The sequence below is a fragment of the Paenibacillus alginolyticus DSM 5050 = NBRC 15375 genome, from assembly GCF_000422905.1.
GTDB classification, from domain to species: Bacteria; Bacillota; Bacilli; order Paenibacillales; family NBRC-103111; genus Paenibacillus_E; species Paenibacillus_E alginolyticus.
Map to the genome: position 1 here is coordinate 36,918 of NZ_KE383948.1, position 26,194 is coordinate 63,111.

Below are 26,194 nucleotides of genomic sequence, written 5' to 3' on the forward strand. Positions count from 1 at the left end.
GAAAGGAAGAGATGATTGACTTGATGAAACGGGTTCTCCTTCCAACACTGATGTTGGCTGCACTTCTAAGTATGGCGGTTAGCTGCAGTACCAAAGAGAAGGATGCGGAAGCGCCGATAAGCGTAAAAAGAGGTGAAATTACAGTCACTATCTATGATCGTGGAAACATTCCTTCCCAAGAAGGGAAGGTCGATAACAATAAGATTACGCAATGGATTAATGAAGCTGGACCTGTCGATGTCAAGTTTGTTCCTGTCCCTCGGACGCAGTCGGAACAAAAGCTGAATGCGTTATTCGCCGCGGGAGAAGCGCCGGATTTGATTCTGGAATATGCCCCGCAAATTAAAAATACGCTAATCGATCAAAAATTGCTGCGTCCAGTCGACGACATGATTGATACGTATAGCACGAATTATAAAGAGCTGCTGAAGAAGTATCCGGCACTACGAATTGCTGGAACCGGATCCGATGGCAAGTTATATCACTTTGGGCGGATTAATGAAACCATACCCCAGAGAGGCTTGTTTATACGTACTGATTGGTTAAAAAAGCTGAAGCTGGACATTCCCAAGACGACGGAGGAGCTTTATCAGGTAGCTAAAGCTTTTACCAACCTCGATCCTGACGGCAACGGCAGAAACGATACGTACGGTATGGCCATGTCCTATAATTCCGGAGCTGTTCTGAACGAAATGTTTGGTGTTACCTACCCGGACTTCGTAGTTCAAAACGGCGAACTTGTCCATGGATGGGACCATATCCAAGCGGTCGTTGCGTTCAAAAGAAAGCTGTACAGCGAAGGTTTAGTCGATCAACAATATTTGAACGATAAGAACGGCTCGAAGGCGAAGCAGGATTTCCTTACAGGCAAAATCGGCATTTATATGGATCAATTTAATGTTCCGATTACCTTTTATAACGACTATTATATGCCTTTGAAACGATCTAATCCGAATGCCGAGATTACGGTCATTCCTTATCCGAAGACGCCGGTGGGGCAATTTAATCCTATTTTTGTGAATCCAATTCAAATGACGGGTGTTGTCAATGCGGGGACGAAGGACCCGGAGGCCGTTATGAAATTTGTCGATTTCGCCTCTTCTGAAGCCTTTATGAAAACGATGTATTACGGATTTGAAGGTGTGCACAGTAAAACGGAGCCGGGGAAATGCCCGCAGGTGACGGATCTGGACAAATGGAAAACCGAGTTTAATTTCGCCACCGGTGATTTTGCCATGCTGGCTTCTCCTATTTTGTCGGGCAATTGTTATTACGGAACGGAGAAGCTGAATGCGAATGATCCCTTTCAGGCGGACGTAAAGAAAATGTTTGAGCTGAACTCTTCATTTATCAATTTTGATCTTCAAGTTGCGGGTCCGACGCATTCCGAGCAGATGCCTCAGCTGCCCAAAGAATTGCAGCAGATCTTGTCCAACACAACGAATCACGTGGGCGTCGGCGATGGCGATATCTGGATCAAGTCCATTTTGACCCCCAATTATTTGCCGGAGCAGGCCATGCAGGATGCCATTGCACTATGGGAGAAGGCTGGAGGGAAGCAGGTCGATGATTGGTACAGAAATTACTATGTGAATGAAAAGAGCCATATGATTTTAACGAAAGACATCTATGACATTTTCAAACAGCAGCGCGCTGCTCAAAATAAATAAACAGAGTCCGGATGATCGCATCCGGGCTTTTTTTTGTCTCACCTAAAAATAGTATCCATTTTCCCAATGTTTGTAGATGTTGTCGAATTGCGTAACTACTATACTTGCTTCATAGAGGTGAACGAAAGCCACAGAAACACATATCAACAAGAATTTGAGGTGAAGGAAATGAGTTCCGTATCTGCCAATGTCAAAGGCACATTTCGTTATTTGAACAAAAAGAAGTATCTGTATTTGTTATTGCTGCCCTGCGTCATTTATTTCCTCGTTTTCAATTACATCCCCATGTATGGGGTGATGATTGCGTTTAAGGATTTCAATTTTGCAAAAGGCATTCTTCACAGTCCTTGGATAGGGTTGGAAAATTTCAGGTACATGTTCGGTTTAAGCGACTTTTACAAGGTGTTTTGGAATTCACTTTACCTTGGTCTATTGCGGCTCGTTTTCGGGTTCCCATTCCCCATCATACTGGCCTTGTTATTGAATGAAATCCGAATGGCTAGCTTTCAACGCGTCACTCAGACCATGATCTATCTGCCTCACTTTATTTCGTGGGTTGTTATTGGAGGCATTCTGGTCAACTTCCTCTCCCCATCTTGGGGAATTGTCAATATCTTTCTCAAAGAGATGGGTATAGACCCCGTGTTCTTTCTAGCCGATCCGGATTATTTCCGCCCAATTGTCGTGCTCAGCAGTATATGGAAGGAATCAGGCTGGGGGAGCATCATTTATCTGGCTGCAATAGCAGGCATTAATTCGGAATTATACGAGGCAGCGAGTATAGACGGGGCAAGCAGATTTCAGAGATTATTGCACGTAACACTGCCAGGTATCAAATCTACGATAGTCATTCTATTCATTCTGAGACTTGGTCAATTGATGGGAAATGGCTTCGAACAAATTTTCGTGCTTCAAAATCCAATGAATCTGGACGTCTCCGAGGTATTCGAAACGTATGCGTATCGAGTGGGTATCCTTGGTGGTCGCTTCTCTTTTGGAACAACCGTCGGGCTATTCACTTCCGTCATCGGGTTTATCTTTATCCTCATTAGCAACCAAATTGCCAAACTGCTGAAAGAAGACGGGATTTGGTAAGCCAATTACATTAGAAAAGGAGGCGCCTGTATTGATAATTCGATCCTTTGGCGATAAAGTTTTTGACTTTTTCAACTATATCATTGTTTCACTATTTGCTTTAGCTTGCTTATTCCCGTTCTTTTATGTGGCTTCCTTCTCAGTTACACCCTACTCAGAATATTTGCAAAATCCTTTAAAGCTGATACCCAGTCACATCGAGTTCGGTGCTTACAAACAGATTCTTCAGATGCCGCTTATGTGGACCGGCTACAAAAATACCATTTTAATCACCGTTATCGGAGTGGCCCTAAATATCTTTTTGCTGCTTGTTTCTGCGTACCCGCTCTCCAAACCGGATCTAAAGGGGAGGAACGTAATCTTGGTCCTTATCACATTTACGATGTTTTTCAATGGTGGATTAATCCCGAATTTCTACCTTGTGAAGACGCTGCACCTTTATAACACGCTTTGGAGTATGATTTTGCCTGGCGCACTCGGTGCCTATAACCTGATTTTGATGAAAAACTTTGTAAGCGCCATACCGGCGAGTCTTGAAGAATCCGCTTTTATCGATGGCGCCAATGAAATTAAAGTACTTTACAAGATTATTATCCCACTCTCCAAGCCAGCGATTGCCACTTTTGTGATTTTTCATGCGGTGACGCAGTGGAACACCTTCTTCTCGGCCATTATTTATACCTCCAAACGGGAGCTTTGGCCGCTCATGCTGATCTTGCGGGATATGGTTGTAGATGATGGAGGCATCGTGAAGGATGCGATGGATACCAGCTCGGGCGTAACGGAATTTACGATAAAAATGGCAATCATCATCTTTGCCACACTGCCGATCGTGCTTGTGTATCCCTTTTTACAAAGATTTTTTATGAAGGGAATGCTAGTAGGCTCGATTAAAGGGTAAGCGGTTGAGTTCTGGAAGTTCGGTTTTATCTGCAAATCATTTGCAGTTGAAATATACCATTCGATGTAAAAGGGAGTGTTCGCTATGAAAAAGGTGGGAAGAAATTTCGCAAGTACGTTCGTTAGTCTCCTGCTGATAGCCGCTGTTTTAGAGGGCTGCGGCGCCAGTACGGACAACAAGAAGGGTGAGGCGGCACCTACAAGCACCAGCTCGGCAGCAAGCTCGAGTCCGAAGGCTGCGCCTGTATCTATTAAGATGTTCAATAGGGTGAATGCCGGAATTGTGTTAGAAAATAATCCTGTCATTGCCGAAGTTGAAAAGCTGGCCAACGTCAAATTATCCATCGAAGCTCCACCGATCAATAACTATGTGGATAAGCTGCAGGTGTTAATGGCATCGGGCGATCTGCCGGATCTTGTTTACAACTGGGGCGGCGCTGATGCCAATATGGAAACTTGGGCTAAAAACGGTCTTCTAGCGCCCTTAGATGACAAAATTGCCAAATACCCCAATCTGATGAAAAACATCACGAAAGAAATGTGGGACGGCGTCAAATCAGTTAACGATGGTAAAACCTACATCATTCCCAGAGCGAATGTCGTCAATCATTGGGGATATATGATCAATCAGCAATGGCTCGATAAGTTGAATCTAAAGGCTCCTACAACCCTTGATGAATTTACGAATGTTTGTAAGGCGTTCACAAAGAATGATCCTGATGGCAACGGAAAACCGGATACGTTTTGCTTAAGCTTCTCCAATCCATCGCTAGGCAACAACTCGATATGGAACGCATCAAACTTTCTTGCTTCCGCATTCACTCTACCTATTGTTAATGGCGCAAAGGACACGGACGGAAGCTATAAAATACGTGAAAAGATGTCAGGCTATATCCCTTACTTGACTTACTTAAAGCAATTGAATGATGAGAAGTTGATCGATCCTGAATTTTTGATCAATAAAATTTATGTGGATCAAGAAAAGCTAAACCAAAACAAAATCGGTATCATCTACGCTCACCAATACGCGGTAATGGGCAACATTTCCAAGGAAAAAGAGTCGGATAAGAAGTACACCTATCAAGGCGTTTTAAAGGACAGCAAAGGTGTTGCTACGGATTGGGTGACTCCTGCAACGTGGGGCGGATGGATGATTTCCAAGTCGTCCAAAAATATGGATGCTGTCTTGAAATTCCTGGATTGGGGCAATACGACGGAAGCTAATACCTTATTCCAAATCGGTTTGAAAGGGCTTACATTCGATAGCTATGAACCTTCCACGAAGATCATTAGCCGTACAGCGGACCAGACAGCCAAGCTTCCAAGCACGACAAGTACTTACATGACAATCGCTAACGCGATTGACGGCAATCCCGCGATCATTGAAAATGCCGACACGCCAGAGCGTCTTGGCAAATACAAAGCACAGTTAGATACAGCAATGAAACAAATGACATCCGTAAATGTGCCGGCCGTAAGATCGCCAAAAATATTAAACTTGAACAGTACAATTCCTGATGTTGTAAAGAAAAAAGATGACAGAGAAATGAAATACGTCATGGGTGCTATTTCGCTGCAAGAGTTTAAAGATTTCCTTGAAAAAGAATGGTATCCGGCAACCGCCGATGCCGAAAAGGAATATGTCGACTACATGAACAAGCTTAAATAAAAAGCGGAATCCCGCGCAGGGCAGAACGCAATGGTCATGCGCGGGCTAAGCTTTAATAACAGGTACTGAGGGAAGGAATGCTGAGACCTATTTTTTCATACTCGATAAAGGATGTGTTGATCATGTTAAAAAGAAAATTTCGGCTGCTATTGTGCTTTGTCCTATTGGCAAGTGTATGGCTAACAGGCTTGCCCATTGGTGAACAGGGAACCGTTCCGAAAGCGGAGGCAGCAGCCTCGCTAATAACCAAGAACGGAACGAGTTGGACGCTGGAAAACGATGTCCTGCGGGCAGTAGTTTCATTTGCTGGTGGCAGTATTCAGATGACAAGCTTCTACAATAAAGAAGCGGGCAAGGAATATTTGACCGGAAGCGGCAGCAGCTATCTGTTTTATTATAATTATGGAGGCAGCGACCTCTATGCGAATGACGGCGGCTGGACACTGGGTACGGATGCAATAACCAATATTTCCAAATTCGGTACGACTTGGGGGAAATCATTGGAAATCCCGATCACAAGAGTGTCTCCGCAAAATGTCACCATCACACTCAAATTTGAAATGTATAACGATAGAGCCGGTTTAAAGTATTCAAATTTCATCAAAAATAATTCGACATCGAATAAAACCATTACAAATTCGGATATCATTGCGTTGAATTTTCCAAATGACGCCCATACCTTGCACTATGTGCCTAATATGACATGGTATAGTACTTCAGGGTCGCTGGCGCCAAATGCGGGACGCAACGCAGTGGTTAATTATGATACAGGCGATGGATGGATCATTCAGCCCGAAATGAATTGGAAAACACAGGACGCCACAGACAGGCTGCCATTTGCGAGTATTAATGCCTGGAGCGGAATTCCTAACGTTAAAGTGTCCACAAACACGGGATCGCTTCAACTGGTCCTATTTCCCAATGAACAATTTGAGTATATTCCCGTCAACTTGACTGTTTTCAAAGGGGATGCACTCGATGGCAAGATGGCTATGGAAGAGCATTTCAGAAAAAGATTTAAGTATCACGACACGGAATCGATCTTTCTGACCAATGATTGGGATTGGCAGGGCAATCGCAATGACGCTTATTATCGGAATACGGTCGTTCCAAAAGCCGCTCAGGCTGGTCTGGATATGGTGATGATCGACGATTTGTGGAATACCACAAGAGATACGACCACACCGGTAAGCGGCTTCACTACCAACCTGCAATCGTTAAGCGATTATATTGTATCCCAAGGCATGAAATTCGGGTTGTGGTTCAGCATGACAGGCGATAACCATAATTTGGGCAGGGATTTGGCCGATCCCGCCAATATCGAATTTAAAAGAAGCCAGGTGGAAGATTACATGATTCCACAATATAATTTGTCGCACCAAATGATAGATTTGACGGAATTCTGGCCCAATACATCAGCAACCTCGACTTCGCATCCGAGCGACAGCGTATACCGCAAGAACGTTCTGGTCAGGAACTATCTGAACGATCTAACTTCGCGCCATCCTGATTTTATTGGGAAGCTGACTAGCGAAGTGGATATTTACCCGACGCAGGGGGATCGGAATGTAGGACTCCTGCACATGGCGGACAATGGATTCGTGTCGTCCAAAGGCGACGTTGATAAAAGTATGAAGATTGGCATGTACAGCTTCGGATATTTGCCGATGAGCTCTGTCTATTACGGCGGCGCGCCTACAGGCAAGATGGAGGACTATTATTCCTATATGTTGGCTAGAGCCATTAAGTTCAAAACCGATCCAGGAACCTGGAGTACGACTGGCATAAATTCGCTTAAAAAGTTCAATGATTGGAGAAAAAGTCCTAGAATTCAAGCCTTAACGAAGGATACGATTAGACCGCTGTACGCAGGTCCGAATTTCGATACTTCGGGACCGTATGCATGGATGTATACGCCGGCGGATAAGAGCAATGCGTTGGTCATCGTTACGGCTGCCAGCGAAGTGACGCCAGCTAACGATTTGACACTCAATTTGAGATGGCTCGACAATAACAAAACCTATCTGGTTGAAGATATCACGATGGACGACAGTGGGACTTCCTCTTATTCGTATAAAGGGAGATATACCGGAGCGGAGCTGAAGTCAACTGGTCTATACGTGAATCTGACGGAGAACACGTCCAAAGGCAAAGCTTTCTGGATCCAAGAAGACAATGGCTCGAGTATGCAGGTTGTGTATGCCGATGAGCAAATCGCTTCCTTCACGACAAGTGCCGGTTCTTCAAGCATAACTGTGAATGTAACTGGGACGGCCAATTCAACCGGTCAAATTGTTGTCTTCGACAGGACGGCAAATAAAGCCTTCGTCAGCCAAGTATCTATTGGTGCAGGAGGAACGGGCAGTTTAACCATTGATTCAGGTATTAAATTCGAAGCGGAAAGCCTTGTAACTTCCGTGTCGACCGGGGACAATCATGTAATAGGCACGGATACAGCTGCAAGCAACGGATCTTTAGATTATGCCAATCTTAACGCCGTAGGCGACTGGGTGGACTATACGGTTAATGTGCCAAGCGCTGGAACGTATAACGTGAAAGCTCAGGTTAAGAAGCATCCGGACAGGGGAACAGCGCAATTGTATATTGACGGCTCTCCGCAAGGAGTCCCTATTGACGAATACGCTAGTTCTCAGGGATATACGGAACTGGATCTGGGACAAATTGCTTTCACGTCGGCAGGCAACAAAACATTTAGATTTCAGATCACAGGAAAGCATGCAAGCAGCGGAGCTTATACGCTGGCCACTGATTTTATTAGGTTGACGTATAAATCGCCAGATTTACTGCTGCCGCCAGCAGTGCCTGAACTGGTTAAGTATGAAGCTGAAAACTTGGTAGCAGCTATTTCGTCAGGAGATACGATAGCAAGTGCATCGGATTCGAGTGCAAGCAATGGAGGATTAAGCTACGGGAATGTTAACGCTATTGGAGACTGGGTACAGTATACGGTGAACGTCCCGTCTTCTGGAACCTATAACGTTAAAGTACAGGTTAAGAAACATCCTAATCGAGGTATGGCCCAATTGTATATTGACGGAGTTGCGCAGGGTACTGCCATTGATGAATATCAAAGCGCACAGGGTTATGTGCAGGTCGATTTGGGCAATGTAACGTTCGCTGCTCCCGGAAACAAGCAATTCAAGTTTCAAGTGACGGGAAAAAATGCAAGCAGCGGTGCATACACGCTGGCTACCGATTATATAGCTCTAACGCGGCAGCCTATTCTTTATGAAGCTGAAAGTCTGGCAACTACCGTATCTGCCGGAGACACTAGCGTAAATTCTGCAGATGCTGCGGCGAGCGGCGGATCACTCAGCTATGGCAACTTCAATGCCGTTGGCGATTGGATTCAATATACGGTAAATGTTCCGACTGCTGGAACTTATATCGTAAGCTCAAGAGTCAAAAAGCATCCCGATAGAGGCACTGCTCAATTGTATATTGACGGTATTGCTCAAGGGAACCCGGTTGATCAGCGTCAGAGCAGCGCGAGCTATACGACAGTAAGCTTTGGGGAAGTGACCTTTGCCTCACCTGGCAACAAACAATTTAAACTACAAATTACAGGCAAGGATCCGAGCAGTAATTCGTACACACTGGCCAATGACACCATTTATCTTACAAAGATAAATTGATAGATTTGTTTTAGCTGAGGCTGACTCAAATGGTTAATAACCTAGCGAGCAGCCTCTATTTTGTTTCGATATGGAGATAATAAAAAAATTAATAATAATTTTCTCAAGAATCAACCGCATAAAAAAAACTGCATTGGTTAAATTATGATAAAAATGGAAGAAAGGACATCGCGATGCTTAAGAATCAATCACCCCGAGTATTCCTTCCGCAATTTCCAGAATCCTACTGGATAGCAACCGCAAGCATCCCGAGTTTTCCAAGGTTGACACATGATATCCAGGTAGATGTAGCTATCGTCGGAGCTGGCATCTCTGGCATAACAACCGCATATCTGCTCTCAAAGCAAGGTCTTAAAGTCGCATTAATCGAAGCCGGACAAATGCTTACAGGAACGACTGGTCATACAACGGCAAAGATTACTGCACAGCATGATCTCATCTACGATGAGTTCATTTCGCATTTAGGTAAAGAACAAACAAGGCTCTATTACGAAGCTAACCGAGAGGCATTCCAATTCATTAAACAAACCATTCATGAGCATCAAATATCGTGCGATTTTACAGAGGAAGATGCTTATATTTATACGAGCTCAGACGAATTCGTAGAAAAAATCGCCGCTGAATTCGCTGCATATGAGGCATTGGGAATACCCGGTGATTATTTAGAACAAGCACCATTGCCTTTTCAGACTAAAGCCGCTGTAGTCATGAAACATCAGGCCCAGTTTAATCCGATGCCTTATCTCTTGCATTTAGCAAATCATGCAGCGCAAAAACAAGGATGCCAAATTTATGAGCATACAACAGCCGTAAGCATTGAAAAAGGAAATCCTGCTACTGTGATTACGAATGAGGGACATCGAATCACTTGTAAGTATGCCGTATCGTGCTCACACTTTCCTTTTTATGACGGAGGAGGATTTTACTTTGCGAAAATGCATGCGAAAAGAGCTTATATTCTTGCTGTAAAAACCTCTGAACAATTCCCGGGAGGAATGTTTATAAGTGCCGAGGAGCCCAAACGGTCTCTTAGATCCTTTATGGCAAATGGGGAAAAGATGGTGTTAATCGCAGGCGAAAGCCATAAAACGGGACAAGGGATCTGCACGTTCAAGCATTATGAAGCTTTGCAAAACTTTGGAGAACAATATTTAGGAATTCAAGAAATCTGTTATCGATGGTCGGCACAAGATTTGGTCACGTTGGATAAATTACCTTATATTGGGCGTACCGATTCGGACGAACCCAACATTCTTGTAGCCACCGGATATAAGAAATGGGGCATGACAACCGGAACAGCAGCGGCTTTATTAATCGAAAAGCTGGTCACGGGAGGACATAGCCCATATCAAGAACTTTTTAAGCCGGATCGATTTCATGCGGACCCGAGCATAAAAACGTTCATCGTGCAAAATGCGGATGTGGTTGATCATTTTATTTCCGGAAAGCTGGAAATGATCTTCAAGAAACCGGAGGAGCTGCAGAACGATGAAGGAGCAGTGGTGAGGGCTAATGGCAAAAGAGCCGGCGCCTATCGCGATCAACAAGGTCAGCTGCATATCGTTGATACAACATGCACGCATATGGGTTGTGAGGTTGAGTGGAACGATGGAGAACGAACTTGGGACTGCCCATGCCATGGTTCAAGATTTTCATACAAAGGGGGAGTGCTTGAAGGACCCGCTAAAAAGCCTTTAAAGAGAATTGAATAAACCAAAAGGTAAGCGTATTGCTTCTACCAAAGAACAGCTCTTTTTACAAGGGCTGTTTTTTTGTATTGTTTTATGCTTTCTATCATATTGAAATGAAAACACGAATAGATTGTTTAAAGTAAGGTGCTTGTCTGAGTATTCAAATGGATTTCATGAGAGGATGAATATACGAAATGAATCAAGCAGATCAAATGATTGCGATCCTGGGAATAGGAACAGCCGTGCCGGAAAATCGACTCGACCAAGCGGACACATCACAAAGATTAGCTCAGGCATTAAGTGAGCATCCTGACTCTATGCGCTGGGCAAAAAGAATTTTTAAGCAATGCGGCGTGGAAACCCGTTATACCTGTGAACCGAATCTGCTTGAATCCGCCGAAGATTGCCGGTATTTCTTGCATAAATCAAATCATACTATACCTTCGACCGCCGAGCGAATGGAAACTTATAAAAGGGAGTCCGTTCCGCTAGCACTGCATGCTGCTAGAAATGCCCTTTTGGATGGAAAAGTGGATGTATCGGACATTACTCATCTAATCACGGTTAGTTGCACAGGTCAATTCCTTCCAGGGATGGATGCAGAATTAGTCCAACGTTTGGGACTAGCCGTCACTGTGAATCGGATTCCTCTTAACTTTTTAGGATGCGCTGCCGGCTTAAAAGCCGTTTGCCTGTCACGACAAATCGTGTCAAGCGATCCACTTGCCAATGTATTAATCGTTTGCGTCGAGTTATGTACGCTTCACATTCAGCCATCTATCGAGCGTGAGGCCTTATTTGGCGCTTCTTTTTTCGGAGATGGCGCGTCAGCTTGCATTGTAGGTACCGCTGAACCTACCCATAATGAAATATTTCAACTTGGAGATATACATTCCGTACTCCTGCCCGATTCCGCGGAAGAGATGGTATGGGAGGTTGGTAATTACGGGTTTGATCTTTATCTTTCCCCGAACATTCCTAAACTGATCGGTAAATTTATACCGGAACAAGTAGAACGACTGATCAGCGGAAGACAAAAGCCTGAAATATGGGCGATTCATCCCGGGGGCAAGGGCATTATCGATACGCTGGAAAACATGTTCGGCCTAACGGAGGAACAAACCCGTCCCAGCCGCGCCGTACTGAAAAATTATGGAAACATGTCCTCAGCCACCATATTATTCGTGCTAAATGAAATGAGGCAGGAGCTAAAAAAACGCGGCATCGGACCAGTTAACGGCTTATCCCTGGCATTCGGACCGGGCCTTACTTGCGAGATGATCATGATTACTTATCTTCCATCCGTCATTTCTCAAGAGCATCTTTTAGACGAAGTCCATGTTTAGGGGGTTCAAGCACCGGGCTAAAGCACTCGAGTTAATGGACGACCATACAACAGGCGGGCTAGAGCTTCGGGAAGCTTTACGGCATCTTCAAATACTCAACCGGATCTTCGGTGCCGCCGGGCCTACTCTCTATGGCCTGCAGCGCTTATGGATGGAAGCGGATAAGCCGAGGCGCTTATCCGTATTAGATATAGGATCAGGGTCTGGCGACGTGAATCGGCATATCTTGCGATGGGCAGATGAGAACCGGATCGATCTGAAAATCACATTGGTTGACATTACAGAAGAAGCTTGTGAAGAGGCGAGGCTGCTTTTTCGCAACGAACCGAGGGTTGATGTGATTCGTAGCGATTTGTTCGAGCTTCCGGAAGGCTGCGCGGATGTGATTACCGGAACTCAGTTTGTTCATCATTTTAATACCGATGAGCTTCCTAACGTTATAAATTGCATGCTAAAGGCGTCCCGATTAGGTGTCGTGATCAATGATATCCATCGGCATTGGATCCCTTGGGCTGCTGTATGGCTTACGGCACGAATTGTCTCCAGTAATCGGTATATTGTAAATGACGGACCGCTGTCCGTTGCGAAAGGTTTTCGTTCGGAGGATTGGAACAATCTCAGAAATGCTTTGAGTGCTGCGAAGATGTTCTATTCATGGAGACCCTTGTTTCGATATGTAATCGTCGTCTGGAAAAGCAATCTATAATTATTCAAATCATCGGAGTTGATTGGGATGAATCACATCCAGGATGTAGCGGTGCTTGGCGCAGGTATAGCCGGCAGCAGTTTGGCCAAGTCTTTAGCGGATCGGGGGTGGGAAACAGTCTTGATCGACCGTAAGCAATTTCCTCGCCATAAAGTTTGTGGAGAATTTCTTTCCCCTGAATCCCAAAGTATGTTGAATTCTCTAGGCTTGCATGAACTCGTAGAGTCGCTGCAGCCCAGCTTGATCCATCGTTCGCGTCTGATTTTCAGCAATGGGGATGCATTAGAAATTCCTTTTCCTGGAATTGCTTTAGGGGTGAGCAGATATTCGCTCGATGCCGCACTCCATAGTTCGGCGCTGAGCTCGGGTGCGCTTGTGCATACCGCAACAACGGTAACGTCCGTGCGTCCCGATAAAGAGGGTTACACGATTGAGGCGAAACAGGGAGCAGAAAGAAAAATATTTCGTGTACGAGCTGTTGTTTCTGCTTTGGGCGCGAATTGTCATTCAGTTCTTCCAGGTCGAAGACCAAATAATACTATAAAAAATTCGTTTATAGGTGTGAAATCCCATTTTCGGGGGTTAGCAATGGAGCCCGTTGTAGAGCTCTATTTTTTTGATGGCGGATATTTGGGCATTTCCCCCATCGAAGGCGGAATTTTCAACGTTGCGGCGCTGCTGAAATGGAATGCTTTTCAGAACACTGAAAAAACAATCTTAGGGCTGATTGATGCAGCTTGCCGGAGGAATCCAAAGCTCTATCAAAAGCTGGCTAACGCCGTTCCAGTCCCCGGTACTCAGGCAGCCGTTGCCCCGGTAGATCTAAACCGCAAGCTGCTTGCATGGGACCTCATTCCTCTTGTAGGGGACGCCGCTGTCATGATACCGCCGCTCTGCGGAGATGGCATGTCGATGGCGCTCCGTTCGGCCAGCTTGTGCGCCCCCCTTGCTGACAGCTTTTTAAGGGGGCAAATTTCACTCCGTGAGTGGCAGCATGAATATTCGCAGTCCATAGAAAGGGAATTTAAGAGCCCTTTGCGGTGGGGACGTCTTCTTCAATGGCTGTTGGGTGTTCCAATACTGCCACGACTTTTGCTAAGCGCAGCACAGGTAACACCTGGATTGGCTTATGGATTACTGCAAGCGACCAGGTTAAAAGAAGGCGATTCATAGGCATCGAGTCCGTGTAAAAAGCGAAGCTTCCGAAGCCAGTTTTTCTGGCGAAAAACTCTAAGGAGCTGTGTCATGGATTTACAAAAACTTGCCATCCTCTCTCATAGACACCCAAAAGTACTAATCCTGGTTTGGACCTTATTCTTTATTGTTTTTGGATACTATGCCCCTAAGCTGTCTACAGTTCTTAAGGATCATGGTTTATTTCCGGATGGAGCATATGTCCAAGTTGAACAAATCCTTTCTTCCGATTTCCACATCCCCAAAGATCCCGTCATTCTTGTGTTTGAAAAAAAGCCATCTGTATCCCTGCAGCAATTTCAACAGTTCATTCAACAAACTATGTTTCAATTGCAGGGAATCGACGGTCTAGGTGAAATGGTGTCACCGCTTCAAAGGGAGGGGATGTTCAAAGGGGATTTCGCCTATTCGCTGCTTGGTTTCAAACATAATTCCCAGGAAACGAAGCTTATCCTTGATGAAATTCAAAGACGCCTGCCGAAAAATAAAGAGATCTCTGTAAATATGACGGGGAAACCTGTGGTACAAGCTGATGTGAACCGGGCGAGCCAAAATGATCTAAAAAAAGCGGAACGGATAGGAGTAACAGCTGCCTTCATTATACTTTGGCTGGCTTTTGGAGGAATCATATCCGCTATTATTCCCATAGTCATCGGGGTGATCGGGGTTACTGGTACAATGGGAATCATGTATTGGATAGGGACGAAGATCGAGTTGTCTAACTTTATATTGAATGTTATTCCCATGGTGGGACTTGCTCTCAGCATTGATTTTGCGTTAATGCTAGTCAGCCGCTTTCGAGAGGAATTAGGGAGAAAGCCTGTAAGACAAGCATTGATTACAACTATGAATACAGCTGGAAGAGCTGTTCTATTTTCTGCGGCCAGCGTCTTTCTAGGCTTAATGGGGATATTGTATATACCGCTTCCTATGTTTTCTTCTATTGCCATAGGGGCTATGACCGTATTAACGGTTTCGGTATTGTTAACCTTAACGTTAGTTCCGGCGCTCTTATCTGTTTTGTGGCCTGCTATACAATCAGAAGGTAAGCCGCAGACTGATTTTGTGCAAAGAAATATTTGGTACTCAATATCGCTTTATGTGTTAAAAAGGCCTGTCCGAATGGGTCTCTTGGCTTCGTTATTGTTAATCGGCTGCTGCCTGCCTTTAAGTGAGATGAAATTAGCCATTCCCGATGCAGCTTCTTTACCGCAAGGCTATCATTCACGTATTGCTTTTGAGGACTATCAAGCTCAATTCCTTTCCCGGAAGAGCTCTGATGTTTACATGATCGCCCAAGGAAAAACACATGACTTGAAAAAAGATGATTGGCTAAACGCTTATACACTCGTAAAAAGACTAGAGAACGATCCAGACGTACACAGGGTGGATTCTATATTCTCAAGCTTACGGGTTCCGCCCGAACAAATTTACATCTTATTGCAAAATGCGAAATTAATAGAGAAATACAAGCCGGTCATTCAACAATTTGTGAATAAAAACAAAATGTTCATTCATGTTACATTGAACGGCGAATCATCATCACAAAAAGTGATGAATTGGCTCAGACTCTGGGAGCAGAAGGGAATGTCTTCAGATATTCATTTCATGTTAGGAGGAGAAGCGAAATACCAGCAGGAAGTCTTTGACGATATATTTCAAAACATTAAATATGTGCTTCGATTTATTTTAATTTCCAACTATCTGGTATTGTTTATTGCTTTTCGCTCCATTCTCATTCCGTTAAAAACGATTGCTATGAATCTCTTAAGCTTGGGGGCATCGTTCGGAATTCTGGTATGGATCTTTGAAGAAGGTAATTTTGGAATGGAACCGAACAGCATCGCGATCATGATCCCGGTATTCATTTTCGGATTGGTTTTTGGGATTAGTATGGATTACGGGGTATTCCTGGTGTCGCGCATATCCGAGGTTTACCAGCAGACACAAGATAATAGTCGCGCGGTACTGGTAGGATTAGCTTCAACCAGCAGGATCATTACCTCAGCTGCCGCAATTATGATTGCGGTCACCGTGCCCTTTGCATTCGGAGAGGTTGTCGGGGTTAAACAATTAGGAATTGGCATAGCAGCAGCGATTTTAATTGATGCAACGGTCATCAGAATGATTTTAGTTCCAGCATTAATGAAAATGCTTGGCAAATGGAACTGGTGGGCACCTAGATGGATGAAGTAATTTGATTGCGTAGGTTTAGTAATTGCACACCTCTTTTGGAATAATATAAGCGTAGCTAAACTCTAATGGTGAACGTTAGTAAAATAGCGGTTGCTTCGGCAGCCGTTTTTACTTCTCCGCGCGCCTAGCCAAGCTAGGCACAACTAGCCGGTGAAAGTCCGGTCGAGGTAAGAGCCAAGTCGCCTCGTAGCTGACAGGCAACTGGTGGAGAGATCCTAAGGTTGAAGCCCTGTGACCTGAGAGGGGAGCGAGCAAAACAGCAGGCCGTAACGTAAAGTGAATCCTGTCGCATCGTCAAAAAAGCCCTGAGAAGGACAAGAGGGAGTCGAGCCTCGAGAGGATGGGCGAAGACCATGGAACGCGTGAAGCCCTTGGAAGTGCAGCGCGGAAGAACCCAAAGCAGGATTCGACTTTTTGGGCATGCATCACCGAAAAATCCCAAAGCAGGTCAAGGGAGCAGAACGTTATATACTGCGAAGCTATCCCTCGACGAAAGCCATGAAGAAAATGAAGGAGAAGGTAAAGGAGGTCACGGAGCCGCGTAACCGACTGTTTTGGACAATGAACCAGTCAAAGAACTCAATCCGAAAATTCAGGGATGAAGAAATTACTATGCTATGGATTCGTTTGCCGATCTCTGATGTGGTTAATTGGTAAGCTCCAGCCAGACCACGGCACTTTATCTGCTTTTATGAAGAGTAACCAAATGGCCATAAAAAAGCTGTTTAAAGAATTCACCTTAATGTTAAAAGGTTTCGGGTTAATCGATGGTCAACTTGTCGAGATTGACGGAACGAGCTGCAGGTAATGAAACAAGAACTCAAGGAAACAGGTGAAAGTCAGCTTTGTGTTACCGATCCGGATGCCAAATCAATGAAAAACAACGGAAAGCATGAAGTGTGTTTCAATGTTCAAACTGCAGTGGATAGCAAATATAAGCTAATTGTTGACAGCGACACGGTCAATGATGTCAACGACCAAGGGCAGTTGTCTAATATGGGGCATAAAACAAAGCAGGTTTTTCGTGATCAAAAAACTACAATCGTGGCCGATACAGGTTATTATAATTACCTTGAAATTATCGATGTTGTCGACGAAAACACAGAACTCTTAATTAAGCCGCAAAAGGGAAAGCAAGACAAAGTGGCAAGTGGATTTGACAAAGGAAACTTTAAATATGATTCTATAAACGATAAATATATTTGCCTGTTGGGTTATGAATTACCGTTCAAATGGAATGGAAAACAAGATGGGAAAGAGTATAAGCGTTACACTTGCGAAGCTTTCGATTTTTGCGGACAAAAAGAGTTCTGTACTTCTGCCAAAGGCGGAAGGGCGGTAACCAGGCTTAGTGACGAAGAATTGATCGAACAGATTACTGAGAATACACGTAAACAAAATAATATTTATAAGCAAAGAGGACAGATTGTTGAGCACCCTTTTGGGACGATAAAACGTCACTGGGGCTATACATACTTTTTAACGCGAGGGTTGAGATCAGTAGGTACTGAGACCAGTCTGATTTGCCTTGCCTATAATTTCAAAAGAATGATCAAAATAATGGGCGTGAATGAGCTCATACGTCTCTTAAGAGACCGAGCTCATTCTTTATCTAAAATTTACAACGTTTATTTGAATGAAATTGCATAAATGCATGTTTTAAGCGTGCTACACAATTAATTGTTAGACAGACTGACGTACGGATCTGTGAGGGGTATGGGGCACAATCTGTAATAGAGAGGCCCCGCCTACTCGACCAACATCGAAGGGAAATAGGCGAGATTTAGGCAGCAATTGTTGCAATTTTTACAACATCATTCTACCGCGTTTAGGGATTCATTCATCCAGCAACCTCAAGTGAGCCTAAATGTAGATGATGTAGATGATACCGATATATGACATCATTATGTAGAACAAAATTTGACGAATAAATAGACGGTCTCCAGAGATGCCTTATTTAGCCAAAAAACGTGTATATCACGTTTTCACGGAACGAGGATCCTCTATCTCCTGCTTTCGAGGCGTAAAAAGCGGTAAAACGGCAAAATAGCGTCCCCACGTTCCGCTTACCAGCCCTCCATCGTGATAATCACTGAAATAGCGGCACCTCGTTCCGTGTGATCCTCAGATTAGCAGCCTATATGTCCGAAATCGCTCCACAGTAGATGGTGCTTATTTTTGTGTTTTAAAAGCGCTATATATGACGTCATATAAGTATATTAACACCTATAATGAGGACGAATAATGATATTTGTGTGAAATTTAAAATATATATTGTGTATTATATAACATTATGATACATTTATGACATACTAAATAACGAATTGGAGGATGGAGATGCGAGTTGGAATTAGTGGTACAGGTAGAATCGGGAGGCTTTGTTTGAGAAAAGCATTGACCGAGAAACAGCAGGAGTTTGACATCAACGTGATCAACTCAACAAGCCCCATTCATGTATTAGCCCATTTGTTGAAATATGATTCGGTTCATGGCACATGGGACGCGAAAATCGATGTTATAAATGACAACTTAATGAGGGTTAACGGAAAGCTGATTTCCGTCATTTGTGAAAGAGAGCCGGATTTATTGCCGTGGGAGGATTATGGCGTTGAATTGGTTGTGGATGCAACCGGAAAGTTCAATCATCGGCATGGTGCTGAACGACACTTATTTGCTGGAGCCAAGAAGGTTTTGATTACTGCACCAGGGACGAACATGGACCTCACAGTTGTCATGGGTGTGAATGAAGAAAAATATGATCCGAAGCAGCATCGCTTGGTATCTGCAGCTTCCTGTACAACCAACTGTATCGCACCAGTTCTACATATCCTAGATGAAGCTTTTTCTGTTAAACAGGGTTGGATGACAACGGTGCATGCTTTTACGAATGATCAAAATCATATGGATAACCCGCACAAAGATCTTCGACGTGCCCGGGCATGCACGAATTCGATTATTCCGACTTCGACTGGCGTGGGCAAAGCACTTATTGATGTGATTCCTCATCTGGCATCCCAAATTCAAGGCGTCTCCGTTCGCGTGCCGACACAAGATGTTTCTCTGTTAGATCTTCAAGTGGTGGTCGGCCGTAAGGTTAGCGTTGATGATGTAAAGTTCGCCATCAAGAAGGCGATTGCCGGGCGAATTGGTACCTTTGTTGACTACAATGAATTACCGCTAGTTTCTGCGGATTATATAGGTAATGAGAAATCTGCCATCATTGACGGTCTTAGCGTTATGACGCACGAAAACCAAATTAAGCTGCTGGCATGGTATGACAACGAATGGGGTTACACAAACCGAGTCATTGATCTAGTAGCTCATATGTCACGTGCTGAAAGCATACAACAAAAGGGGGAAACGAAATGTCTAACACAAACCATGTAACATTGGCGGCCATCCATCGGTATGATCTTGGTGTTATCATTTGTAAATCATGCAATGAAGTGATTGCAACGTTACCTACGGACGGATACAAAAAGTTTTATAGCTTGTGCAATTCTAGCATCTGTATCGATAAAAATAAGGAGGCTAGCAAATAATGATTCAGAAACAAGTGGTACCCTTTCAAGAGGGAAATGCTTCAATGAAAGCTTTGCTGGGAGGAAAGGGGGCCAATCTCGCTGAGATGACACGTGCCGGCCTTCCTGTACCACCGGGTTTCACTATTACGACAGAGGCCTGCTTAGCTTTTTTTAAGGTGGGTAATCGGATCTCGGAAGGACTGCTTGAACAAATTGCAGAAGCTCTCAAGCAGCTAGAGAAACAGAAGGGTCAAACGTTCGGGGACGCCAGCAATCCACTTCTTGTTTCCGTACGATCCGGTTCTGTGTCTTCGATGCCAGGTATGATGGATACCATTTTGAATCTAGGCCTCAACGACTTAACGGTTCAAGGGTTGGCAGCTCTTACGAACAATGAAAAGTTCGCTTACGATTGCTACCGTCGTTTGATGCAGATGTTTGGAAACGTGGTGCTGGGCATTGAAGGCTACCATTTCGAGCAGCTGCTGCACCGTTTGAAGGAGAAAGAAGGCGTCCAGCAAGATCAGGATGTTACAGCTGACGGTTGGAAGAGTCTTATCGAAGATTACAAAGCGTGCATCCTGGCTAAAACAGGCCAAGCTTTTCCACAGCATGTCTACGAGCAGTTGCGACTGGCCGTCGAGGCTGTATTTAAGTCATGGAATAATCAAAGAGCTCAGATTTATCGCAAAATAAATCGGATTCCTGATGAGCAAGGGACAGCCGTTAACATTCAGAGCATGGTATTTGGCAATATGGGCAGCAGCTGCGGTACAGGCGTTGTCTTTACGAGAAACCCCTCCACAGGTGAGAATACATTTTTCGGTGAATACCTAATAAATGCTCAGGGGGAAGATGTGGTTGCAGGCATCCGAACTCCGCTGGCGATTGCCGCGCTAAAAAGCGAAATGCCTCAGATTTATGAGCAATTGTTCAGAGCATCTAAGCAGTTAGAGAAGCATTACAAGGATATGCAGGATATCGAGTTTACGGTTGAAAATAATAAGCTTTACCTGCTGCAAACGCGAAACGGGAAACGAAACGCCCAAGCTGCGCTCAAGATTGCCGTCGATTTGGTCCAAGAAAGTTTATTAACTAAGCAGGAAGCCGTTGAACGCATCGAAGTATCGCATCTTGATCAGCTGCTGCATAGAGGGATCGATGAAGAGGCTGTAAAGGATGTGTTGGCCAAAGGACTTCCTGCTTCGCCGGGCGCCGCGGTTGGACAGCTTGTATTTGACGCAGACACGGCAGCAGAATGGAGCCGCGCCGGCAAGACGGTCATTCTAGCAAGAAACGAAACAACACCCGAAGATATTCATGGCGTTATCGCATCGGAAGGTTTGCTCACGAGCCGCGGAGGGATGACGAGCCATGCCGCTGTTGTGGCAAGGGGAATGGGCAAACCTTGCGTATGCGGCTGCGAAGAAGTCCGAATTGTGCTTGATGAGAAACGGATGTTTGCGGGAAGCAGAGTCGTAGAAGAAGGCGATTGGATTACATTAGATGGCGCAAGTGGGCGCGTCATTATCGGTGCTATGCCTTTACATGAAGCGAGAATGACGGATGAACTACTCGTTATGCTGAAGTGGGCGGATGATATTCGCACGTTGAAAGTATACGCGAATGCAGACAATCCGGAAGATGCGAAAATCGCGAGACAGCTGGGTGCTCAAGGGATTGGTTTATGCCGAACAGAACATATGTTTTTCTCGCCAACTCGTCTGCCTGTCGTTCAACGAATGATCCTGGCGGATGACAAAGAGGATCGCTTGCAGGCTCTTGCCCAATTGCTTCCCATGCAGAAGTCAGATTTTGAAGGCATGTTTGAGGAAATGGATGGTCTTCCGGTAACGATTCGGTTGCTGGATCCACCTTTGCATGAGTTTTTACCCAACCTCGAGGATCTGCAAAAAAGGCATTCGGAACTGACTTATGGTCATGCTGGGTCAGACTTAGAAAGAGAAGAGATCGCTCACCTTCTCCGCAAAGTGCAAGCTCTCCATGAGGCTAACCCGATGCTAGGACAACGTGGCTGCAGGCTGGGAATTGTCTATCCGGAGATTTATGATATGCAGATAGAGGCCATCTTCCGAGCGGCTTCAGGTTGTATCGACAGAGGTATTCGAGTTCTTCCGGAAATTATGATTCCGCTCGTGGGCCATGCCAATGAGCTGAAAATTTTGAGGGAGCTTGTTGATTTTGTTGCGGAACAAGTGTTGGGGAAAGACAAACTTCGGGATTGTCCGTACAAGGTCGGGACCATGATCGAGGTTCCGAGAGCGGCTCTGACAGCGCGCCAGATTGTGGCTTATGCCGATTTCTTCTCTTTTGGCACCAATGACTTGACGCAAATGACGTATGGCTACAGCCGTGACGATGCGGAAGGCAAGTTTTTAACCCATTATGTCGATCAGAAGCTCCTTCCTCATAATCCGTTTCAAGTGCTTGACACGGAAGGCGTCGGACAATTGATTGACTTAGCTGTGAACGCAGGGAGGCTCGTTAAGCCAGCTCTCAAAACGGGCATATGCGGGGAACATGGCGGAGATAAAGAGTCGATTTTCTTTTGCCACTTGACCGGATTGGATTATGTTAGCTGTTCCCCATACCGAATTCCTTTGGCTCGAATAGCTGCGGCACAAGCGTTCATTATGCATGGGGTTCCAGGTGAACAAAAGGTTGCCCAAGCCATATGAACCAGCGAGAAAATCGGTTAAAATGGGGATGAACATGAAAGTTCGGGGAGGGAAATACGATAGAACTTACATCCCGTCAAATGGAAATCATAGAACGTGTAAAAAAACATGCTCCGATTACCGGAGAAAACTTAGCAGAAATGCTAGGGATCGCTCGGCCTACCATTCGTTCCGACCTAGCCCTGCTTGTTATGCTTGGTTATTTGGATGCGAAGCCTAAGGTTGGTTATTTTCTCGGCCAAACGCTGGAGCGTGAGGAATCATCCTACAAAAAGCTGGATGGCATTTATGTGAAAGATGTTATGGGTTTGCCTGTCGTACTTCAAGAAACAGCTACGGTGAATGATGCCGTAGTCTCTCTTTTTCTGGAGAATGTAGGCACACTGATGATTGTAAGCTGTAATCGGGCATTAGTTGGTATTGTCTCTAGAAAAGATTTGTTAAAGGTAACCTTAGGCAATGCGGGTGCGCCTTCTATGCCGATTAGTCTTGTGATGACGAGACAACCGAACATCGTTACCGTAAGCCCAGAGGACCACGTCATTGATGCTGCGCGAAAAATGATGCATCATCAGGTTGACAGCCTGCCCGTTGTGAGTATGGAACCTGAACAAGATCAGGTTGGCGTTATAGGACGTATAACAAAAACAACCATGACCAAATTATTGTTGGAACTAGCTGCGATTTAGGAGGTATTCACGGGTGGAGGAGAAAGTCCATACGATATTCGTTTGCTCGGACTCGGTTGGGGAAACGGCAAACACGGTTGTTCAAGCGACAATTCGTCAGTTTAACGCTAGTCAAGTTCATGTAAGGCGATTTGGAACGATGCGTACGGAGGAAGAGATCCGAAGTATGATGGAGGAAGCTTCCCGACTTGGCAGTTTTGTTGTATATACGCTCGTTCTTCCGGAATTAAGAGAGATGATGCGTCAAGAAGCGATTCGCTTAAACGTGACAAGCATAGACATCCTAGGTCCTGTTATGCAAGCTTTCATAGATACTTTTAATGATTCTCCCAAAAGGAAAGCAGGGCTGCTGCACCAAATGGACGAAGAATATTATAAGCGGGTCGAAGCGATTGAGTTTGCTGTTAAAAGCGATGACGGTAAAGACACAAGCGCTCTAAAACAAGCTCACATTGTTCTGTTGGGCGTTTCAAGGACGTCGAAAACACCGCTAAGCATTTATTTGGCGCATAAAGGATATAAAGTAGCTAACTATCCTTTAGTACCGGAAGTAAAGCCGCCGCAGGGGTTGTTTACGCTTAAAAAAAGCAAATTGATCGGATTGACGATGAGCGCTGAGCAGCTTGTGAAGATCCGTACGGAACGGCTGAAAGCAGTTGGGCTGCCATTTGGCGCTAAATATTCAGCATTAGAAAGAGTGGCGGAAGAGCTAGAGTATGCGTTCGGATTGTATAAGCAGCTTGGATGTACCGTGATTGATGTCACCGAAAAAGCCATTGAGGAAACGGCTGGTATCATTCTGGACGCCATGTAAACGCGATTACTTGGTTTTAAATAGCATGACTTAAACGATGACGAACTTTAGAAGCGATTCTAGAGGCTCGTTTTTTTTCTGCCATTTTATTTCCGATCGATTGGCCGCCGCTTCAAGCCGCTTAGGCTGATCGGTTTTTCAATTTCCGCATAGTTGTCATCGATATCTGCACGAATCGAATTCAGCAGATGAATAGCATGGCTTCTTTCGTCGTACTCAGGAATCAATTGGATCAATTCTTCTAATCGTTTTAATCTCGTTTCTGTTACAAACCTCATTAGCGAAGCTCCTCTGCATAAATCCTGTATCCTACAATATTCGTCAATGACTGCTCATATCGGTCTATACGTTTCCGAGGTTTTTACCCCTTTATCAATATTACTGATAGATCACATAAGATCATTCTAATTGACCAATTTCGACATACATGATAGTTTCAAGAGAGTGAAAATAATGCGAAAAATGTATAATAGGAATTACTATCATTGCAGGCTATGAGAGGTGGATATTCTTGGTACTTCAAGTAACAAACAGTCCTTTTAATCAAGAACAAGTAGAATTGCTTAATCGATTACTTCCTACATTAACGGAAACACAACGAATCTGGTTGAACGGGTATCTCGCGGCAATTCAGGGGTCAGCGGTCGTGACGACTTCGAGTGCAGTGCCTGTGGCTCCCTTAGCGACTTTGGCGGCGAATGCGCCGGTACTCTCTAAAGAGGTGACCGTACTATTCGGATCACAGACGGGTAAAGCTCAAGGTTTAGCGAAGAAAATGTCCAAAAAGCTGGAAGAGCAAGGTTTTCAGGTAACGCTCTCTTCGATGGCCGACTTCAAACCTAATAACTTGAAAAAGATTCAAAACTTGCTTGTTCTAGTGAGTACTCACGGAGAAGGAGATCCACCGGATAACGCCATTTCCTTCCATGAATTCCTTCATAGCAAGAGAGCTCCTAAACTAGAGGATTTGCGGTTTTCCGTGCTTTCACTTGGAGATACTTCCTACGAGCTTTTCTGTCAAACAGGTAAGGATTTCGACAAGCGTCTGGAAGAGCTGGGCGGCAAGCGCCTTGCGCCGCGCGTCGACTGCGACGTGGATTTCGATGAGCCTGCTGCCGAGTGGATGAGTTCCGTGTTAGGCGCTTTAAGTGAAGCTTCCGCGGTCTCGAATGTTGGAAGCGGCGCCGGAGCGGCAGTGGAAAGCGGTACTGAATCCGAATATTCGAGAACAAATCCGTTCCAAGCCGAGGTTCTTGAGAATTTGAATCTAAATGGCCGTGGATCTGACCGTGAAACCCGCCACATCGAGATTTCCTTGGAGGGATCCAATCTTCAATATGAACCGGGTGACTGTTTAGGGATCTATCCGGAGAACCACCCGCGTCTTGTGGACGAATTGATCGAAGCCATGGGATGGAAATCGGAAGAACTCGTTACTATTAATAAAAATGGCGAGAAGCGTACATTGCGCGAGGCGCTGCTTCGTAATTATGAAATTACTGTGCTGACGAAGCCTCTGCTGGAGCAAGCGGCAAAGCTGAATGCAAGCAATGGGCTGCAAGAGCTGTTAGTTGCAGGACGCGAGCAAGATCTTAAATCTTATCTCAGTGGGCGAGATTTATTGGATCTTGTGCAGGATTACTCCTTTAAGGGCGTATCCGCGGGCGAGTTCGTAGCGATCCTTCGGAAAATGCCTGCTCGACTTTACTCGATCGCAAGCAGTTCCAAAGCTTTCCCAGATGAAGTTCATGTTACTGTCCGCACAGTTCGTTACGAGGCCCGGGGAAGAGAACGTTACGGCGTGTGCTCCGTGCAGCTCGCTGAGCGAATCAAGTCTGGTGAAACGCTGCCAGTGTACATTCAAAACAACCCGAATTTCAAGCTTCCCGAGAACCCGGAAACGCCTATCATTATGATCGGACCTGGCACGGGCGTCGCTCCGTTCAGAGCCTTTCTTGGAGAAAGAGAAGAGACTGGTGCCGAAGGCAAATCATGGCTCTTCTATGGGGATCAGCATTTCTCCACAGATTTCCTTTACCAGATTGAATGGCAGAAATGGCTTAAAGATGGCGTGTTGACGCGCATGGATGTTGCGTTCTCCCGTGACACCGACCAGAAAGTATACGTGCAGCATAGGATGCTTGAGAAGAGCGCCGAGCTCTATAAATGGCTTCAAGAAGGGGCAAGCGTGTACGTATGTGGTGACGAAAAGAAAATGGCACACGACGTTCATGCGACCCTGGCAACAATTATTGAGCAAGAGGGCGGATTCAGCTCGGAGGAAGCAGCGGAGTATTTGACCCGTATGCAACAGCAAAAACGTTATCAGAGGGATGTTTACTAAG

20 protein-coding genes are annotated in these 26,194 nt (G+C 45.0%); 19 read left to right on the forward strand and 1 reads right to left on the reverse strand.

The features are described from left to right. The first annotated feature begins 11 nt into the window (after positions 1 to 11). The 18 genes from G519_RS0138480 (at position 12) to G519_RS0138565 (ending at position 23,849) form a co-directional block, all read left to right on the forward strand. The gene (locus G519_RS0138480) at positions 12 to 1,670 is read left to right on the forward strand and encodes an extracellular solute-binding protein (RefSeq protein WP_036635608.1); all 1,659 of its coding nucleotides are present in this window, start codon (positions 12 to 14) and stop codon (positions 1,668 to 1,670) included. 168 nt (positions 1,671 to 1,838) lie between these two features. Further along, positions 1,839 to 2,765: an ABC transporter permease gene (locus tag G519_RS0138485; RefSeq protein WP_029199051.1), complete on the forward strand. Its 927-nt coding sequence runs from the start codon at positions 1,839 to 1,841 to the stop codon at positions 2,763 to 2,765. Positions 2,766 to 2,796: 31 nt separating this feature from the next. Beyond that, positions 2,797 to 3,666: a carbohydrate ABC transporter permease gene (locus G519_RS0138490; protein WP_029199052.1), complete on the forward strand. Its 870-nt coding sequence runs from the start codon at positions 2,797 to 2,799 to the stop codon at positions 3,664 to 3,666. Between the two features lie 84 nt (positions 3,667 to 3,750). Further along, a complete protein-coding gene (locus tag G519_RS0138495; protein WP_029199053.1) occupies positions 3,751 to 5,334 on the forward strand; it encodes an extracellular solute-binding protein in 1,584 nt (527 codons plus the stop codon). Positions 5,335 to 5,456: 122 nt separating this feature from the next. Then, complete coding sequence (locus tag G519_RS0138500) at positions 5,457 to 8,990, forward strand: carbohydrate-binding protein (protein ID WP_029199054.1); 3,534 nt, start codon at positions 5,457 to 5,459, stop codon at positions 8,988 to 8,990. 173 nt (positions 8,991 to 9,163) lie between these two features. After that, positions 9,164 to 10,702 carry an FAD-dependent oxidoreductase gene (locus G519_RS0138505; RefSeq protein WP_029199055.1) on the forward strand — a complete coding sequence of 513 codons (1,539 nt, stop codon included), beginning with the start codon at positions 9,164 to 9,166 and terminating at the stop codon, positions 10,700 to 10,702. Between the two features lie 173 nt (positions 10,703 to 10,875). Continuing rightward, positions 10,876 to 12,027, forward strand: coding sequence for a type III polyketide synthase (locus G519_RS0138510; protein WP_029199056.1), 1,152 nt, complete (start codon positions 10,876 to 10,878; stop codon positions 12,025 to 12,027). Continuing rightward, positions 12,020 to 12,733: a methyltransferase domain-containing protein gene (locus G519_RS0138515; protein ID WP_029199057.1), complete on the forward strand. Its 714-nt coding sequence runs from the start codon at positions 12,020 to 12,022 to the stop codon at positions 12,731 to 12,733. Before G519_RS0138510 ends, G519_RS0138515 begins: the two co-directional genes overlap by 8 nt. Positions 12,734 to 12,760: 27 nt before the next feature. Next, entirely contained in the window at positions 12,761 to 13,906 is a 1,146-nt protein-coding gene (locus G519_RS0138520; protein ID WP_029199058.1) for an NAD(P)/FAD-dependent oxidoreductase, read from the forward strand. A 72-nt stretch (positions 13,907 to 13,978) separates the two neighbouring features. Beyond that, positions 13,979 to 16,123, forward strand: a complete 2,145-nt coding sequence (locus tag G519_RS0138525) for an MMPL family transporter (RefSeq protein ID WP_029199059.1) — start codon at positions 13,979 to 13,981, stop codon at positions 16,121 to 16,123. 353 nt (positions 16,124 to 16,476) lie between these two features. Next, entirely contained in the window at positions 16,477 to 16,668 is a 192-nt protein-coding gene (locus G519_RS0138530) for a hypothetical protein (protein ID WP_029199060.1), read from the forward strand. A 53-nt stretch (positions 16,669 to 16,721) separates the two neighbouring features. Next, positions 16,722 to 16,931, forward strand: a complete 210-nt coding sequence (locus tag G519_RS50965; protein ID WP_127527958.1) for a hypothetical protein — start codon at positions 16,722 to 16,724, stop codon at positions 16,929 to 16,931. Then, complete coding sequence (locus G519_RS0138540) at positions 16,931 to 17,773, forward strand: transposase (RefSeq protein WP_029199061.1); 843 nt, start codon at positions 16,931 to 16,933, stop codon at positions 17,771 to 17,773. The genes G519_RS50965 and G519_RS0138540 overlap by 1 nt, the downstream gene beginning before the upstream one ends. Before the next feature lie 681 nt (positions 17,774 to 18,454). After that, positions 18,455 to 19,510, forward strand: a complete 1,056-nt coding sequence (gene gap / locus G519_RS46760) for a type I glyceraldehyde-3-phosphate dehydrogenase (RefSeq protein WP_036635611.1) — start codon at positions 18,455 to 18,457, stop codon at positions 19,508 to 19,510. Next, the gene (locus tag G519_RS50970) at positions 19,489 to 19,665 is read left to right on the forward strand and encodes a GapA-binding peptide SR1P (RefSeq protein WP_127527956.1); all 177 of its coding nucleotides are present in this window, start codon (positions 19,489 to 19,491) and stop codon (positions 19,663 to 19,665) included. The genes gap and G519_RS50970 overlap by 22 nt, the downstream gene beginning before the upstream one ends. Beyond that, a complete protein-coding gene (gene ppdK / locus G519_RS46765; RefSeq protein ID WP_051254104.1) occupies positions 19,665 to 22,346 on the forward strand; it encodes a pyruvate, phosphate dikinase in 2,682 nt (893 codons plus the stop codon). The genes G519_RS50970 and ppdK overlap by 1 nt, the downstream gene beginning before the upstream one ends. A gap of 80 nt (positions 22,347 to 22,426) precedes the next feature. Continuing rightward, entirely contained in the window at positions 22,427 to 23,035 is a 609-nt protein-coding gene (locus G519_RS0138560; protein WP_036635614.1) for a helix-turn-helix transcriptional regulator, read from the forward strand. 13 nt (positions 23,036 to 23,048) lie between these two features. Beyond that, positions 23,049 to 23,849, forward strand: coding sequence for a pyruvate, water dikinase regulatory protein (locus G519_RS0138565; protein ID WP_029199063.1), 801 nt, complete (start codon positions 23,049 to 23,051; stop codon positions 23,847 to 23,849). A gap of 86 nt (positions 23,850 to 23,935) precedes the next feature. Here G519_RS0138565 and G519_RS0138570 read toward each other — a convergent pair whose 3' ends face one another. Next, complete coding sequence (locus G519_RS0138570; RefSeq protein WP_029199064.1) at positions 23,936 to 24,127, reverse strand: hypothetical protein; 192 nt, start codon at positions 24,125 to 24,127, stop codon at positions 23,936 to 23,938. 233 nt (positions 24,128 to 24,360) lie between these two features. Here G519_RS0138570 and G519_RS0138575 point away from each other — a divergent pair, with 233 nt between their 5' ends. Then, complete coding sequence (locus tag G519_RS0138575; RefSeq protein WP_029199065.1) at positions 24,361 to 26,193, forward strand: assimilatory sulfite reductase (NADPH) flavoprotein subunit; 1,833 nt, start codon at positions 24,361 to 24,363, stop codon at positions 26,191 to 26,193. The last annotated feature ends 1 nt before the right edge of the window (position 26,194 follow it).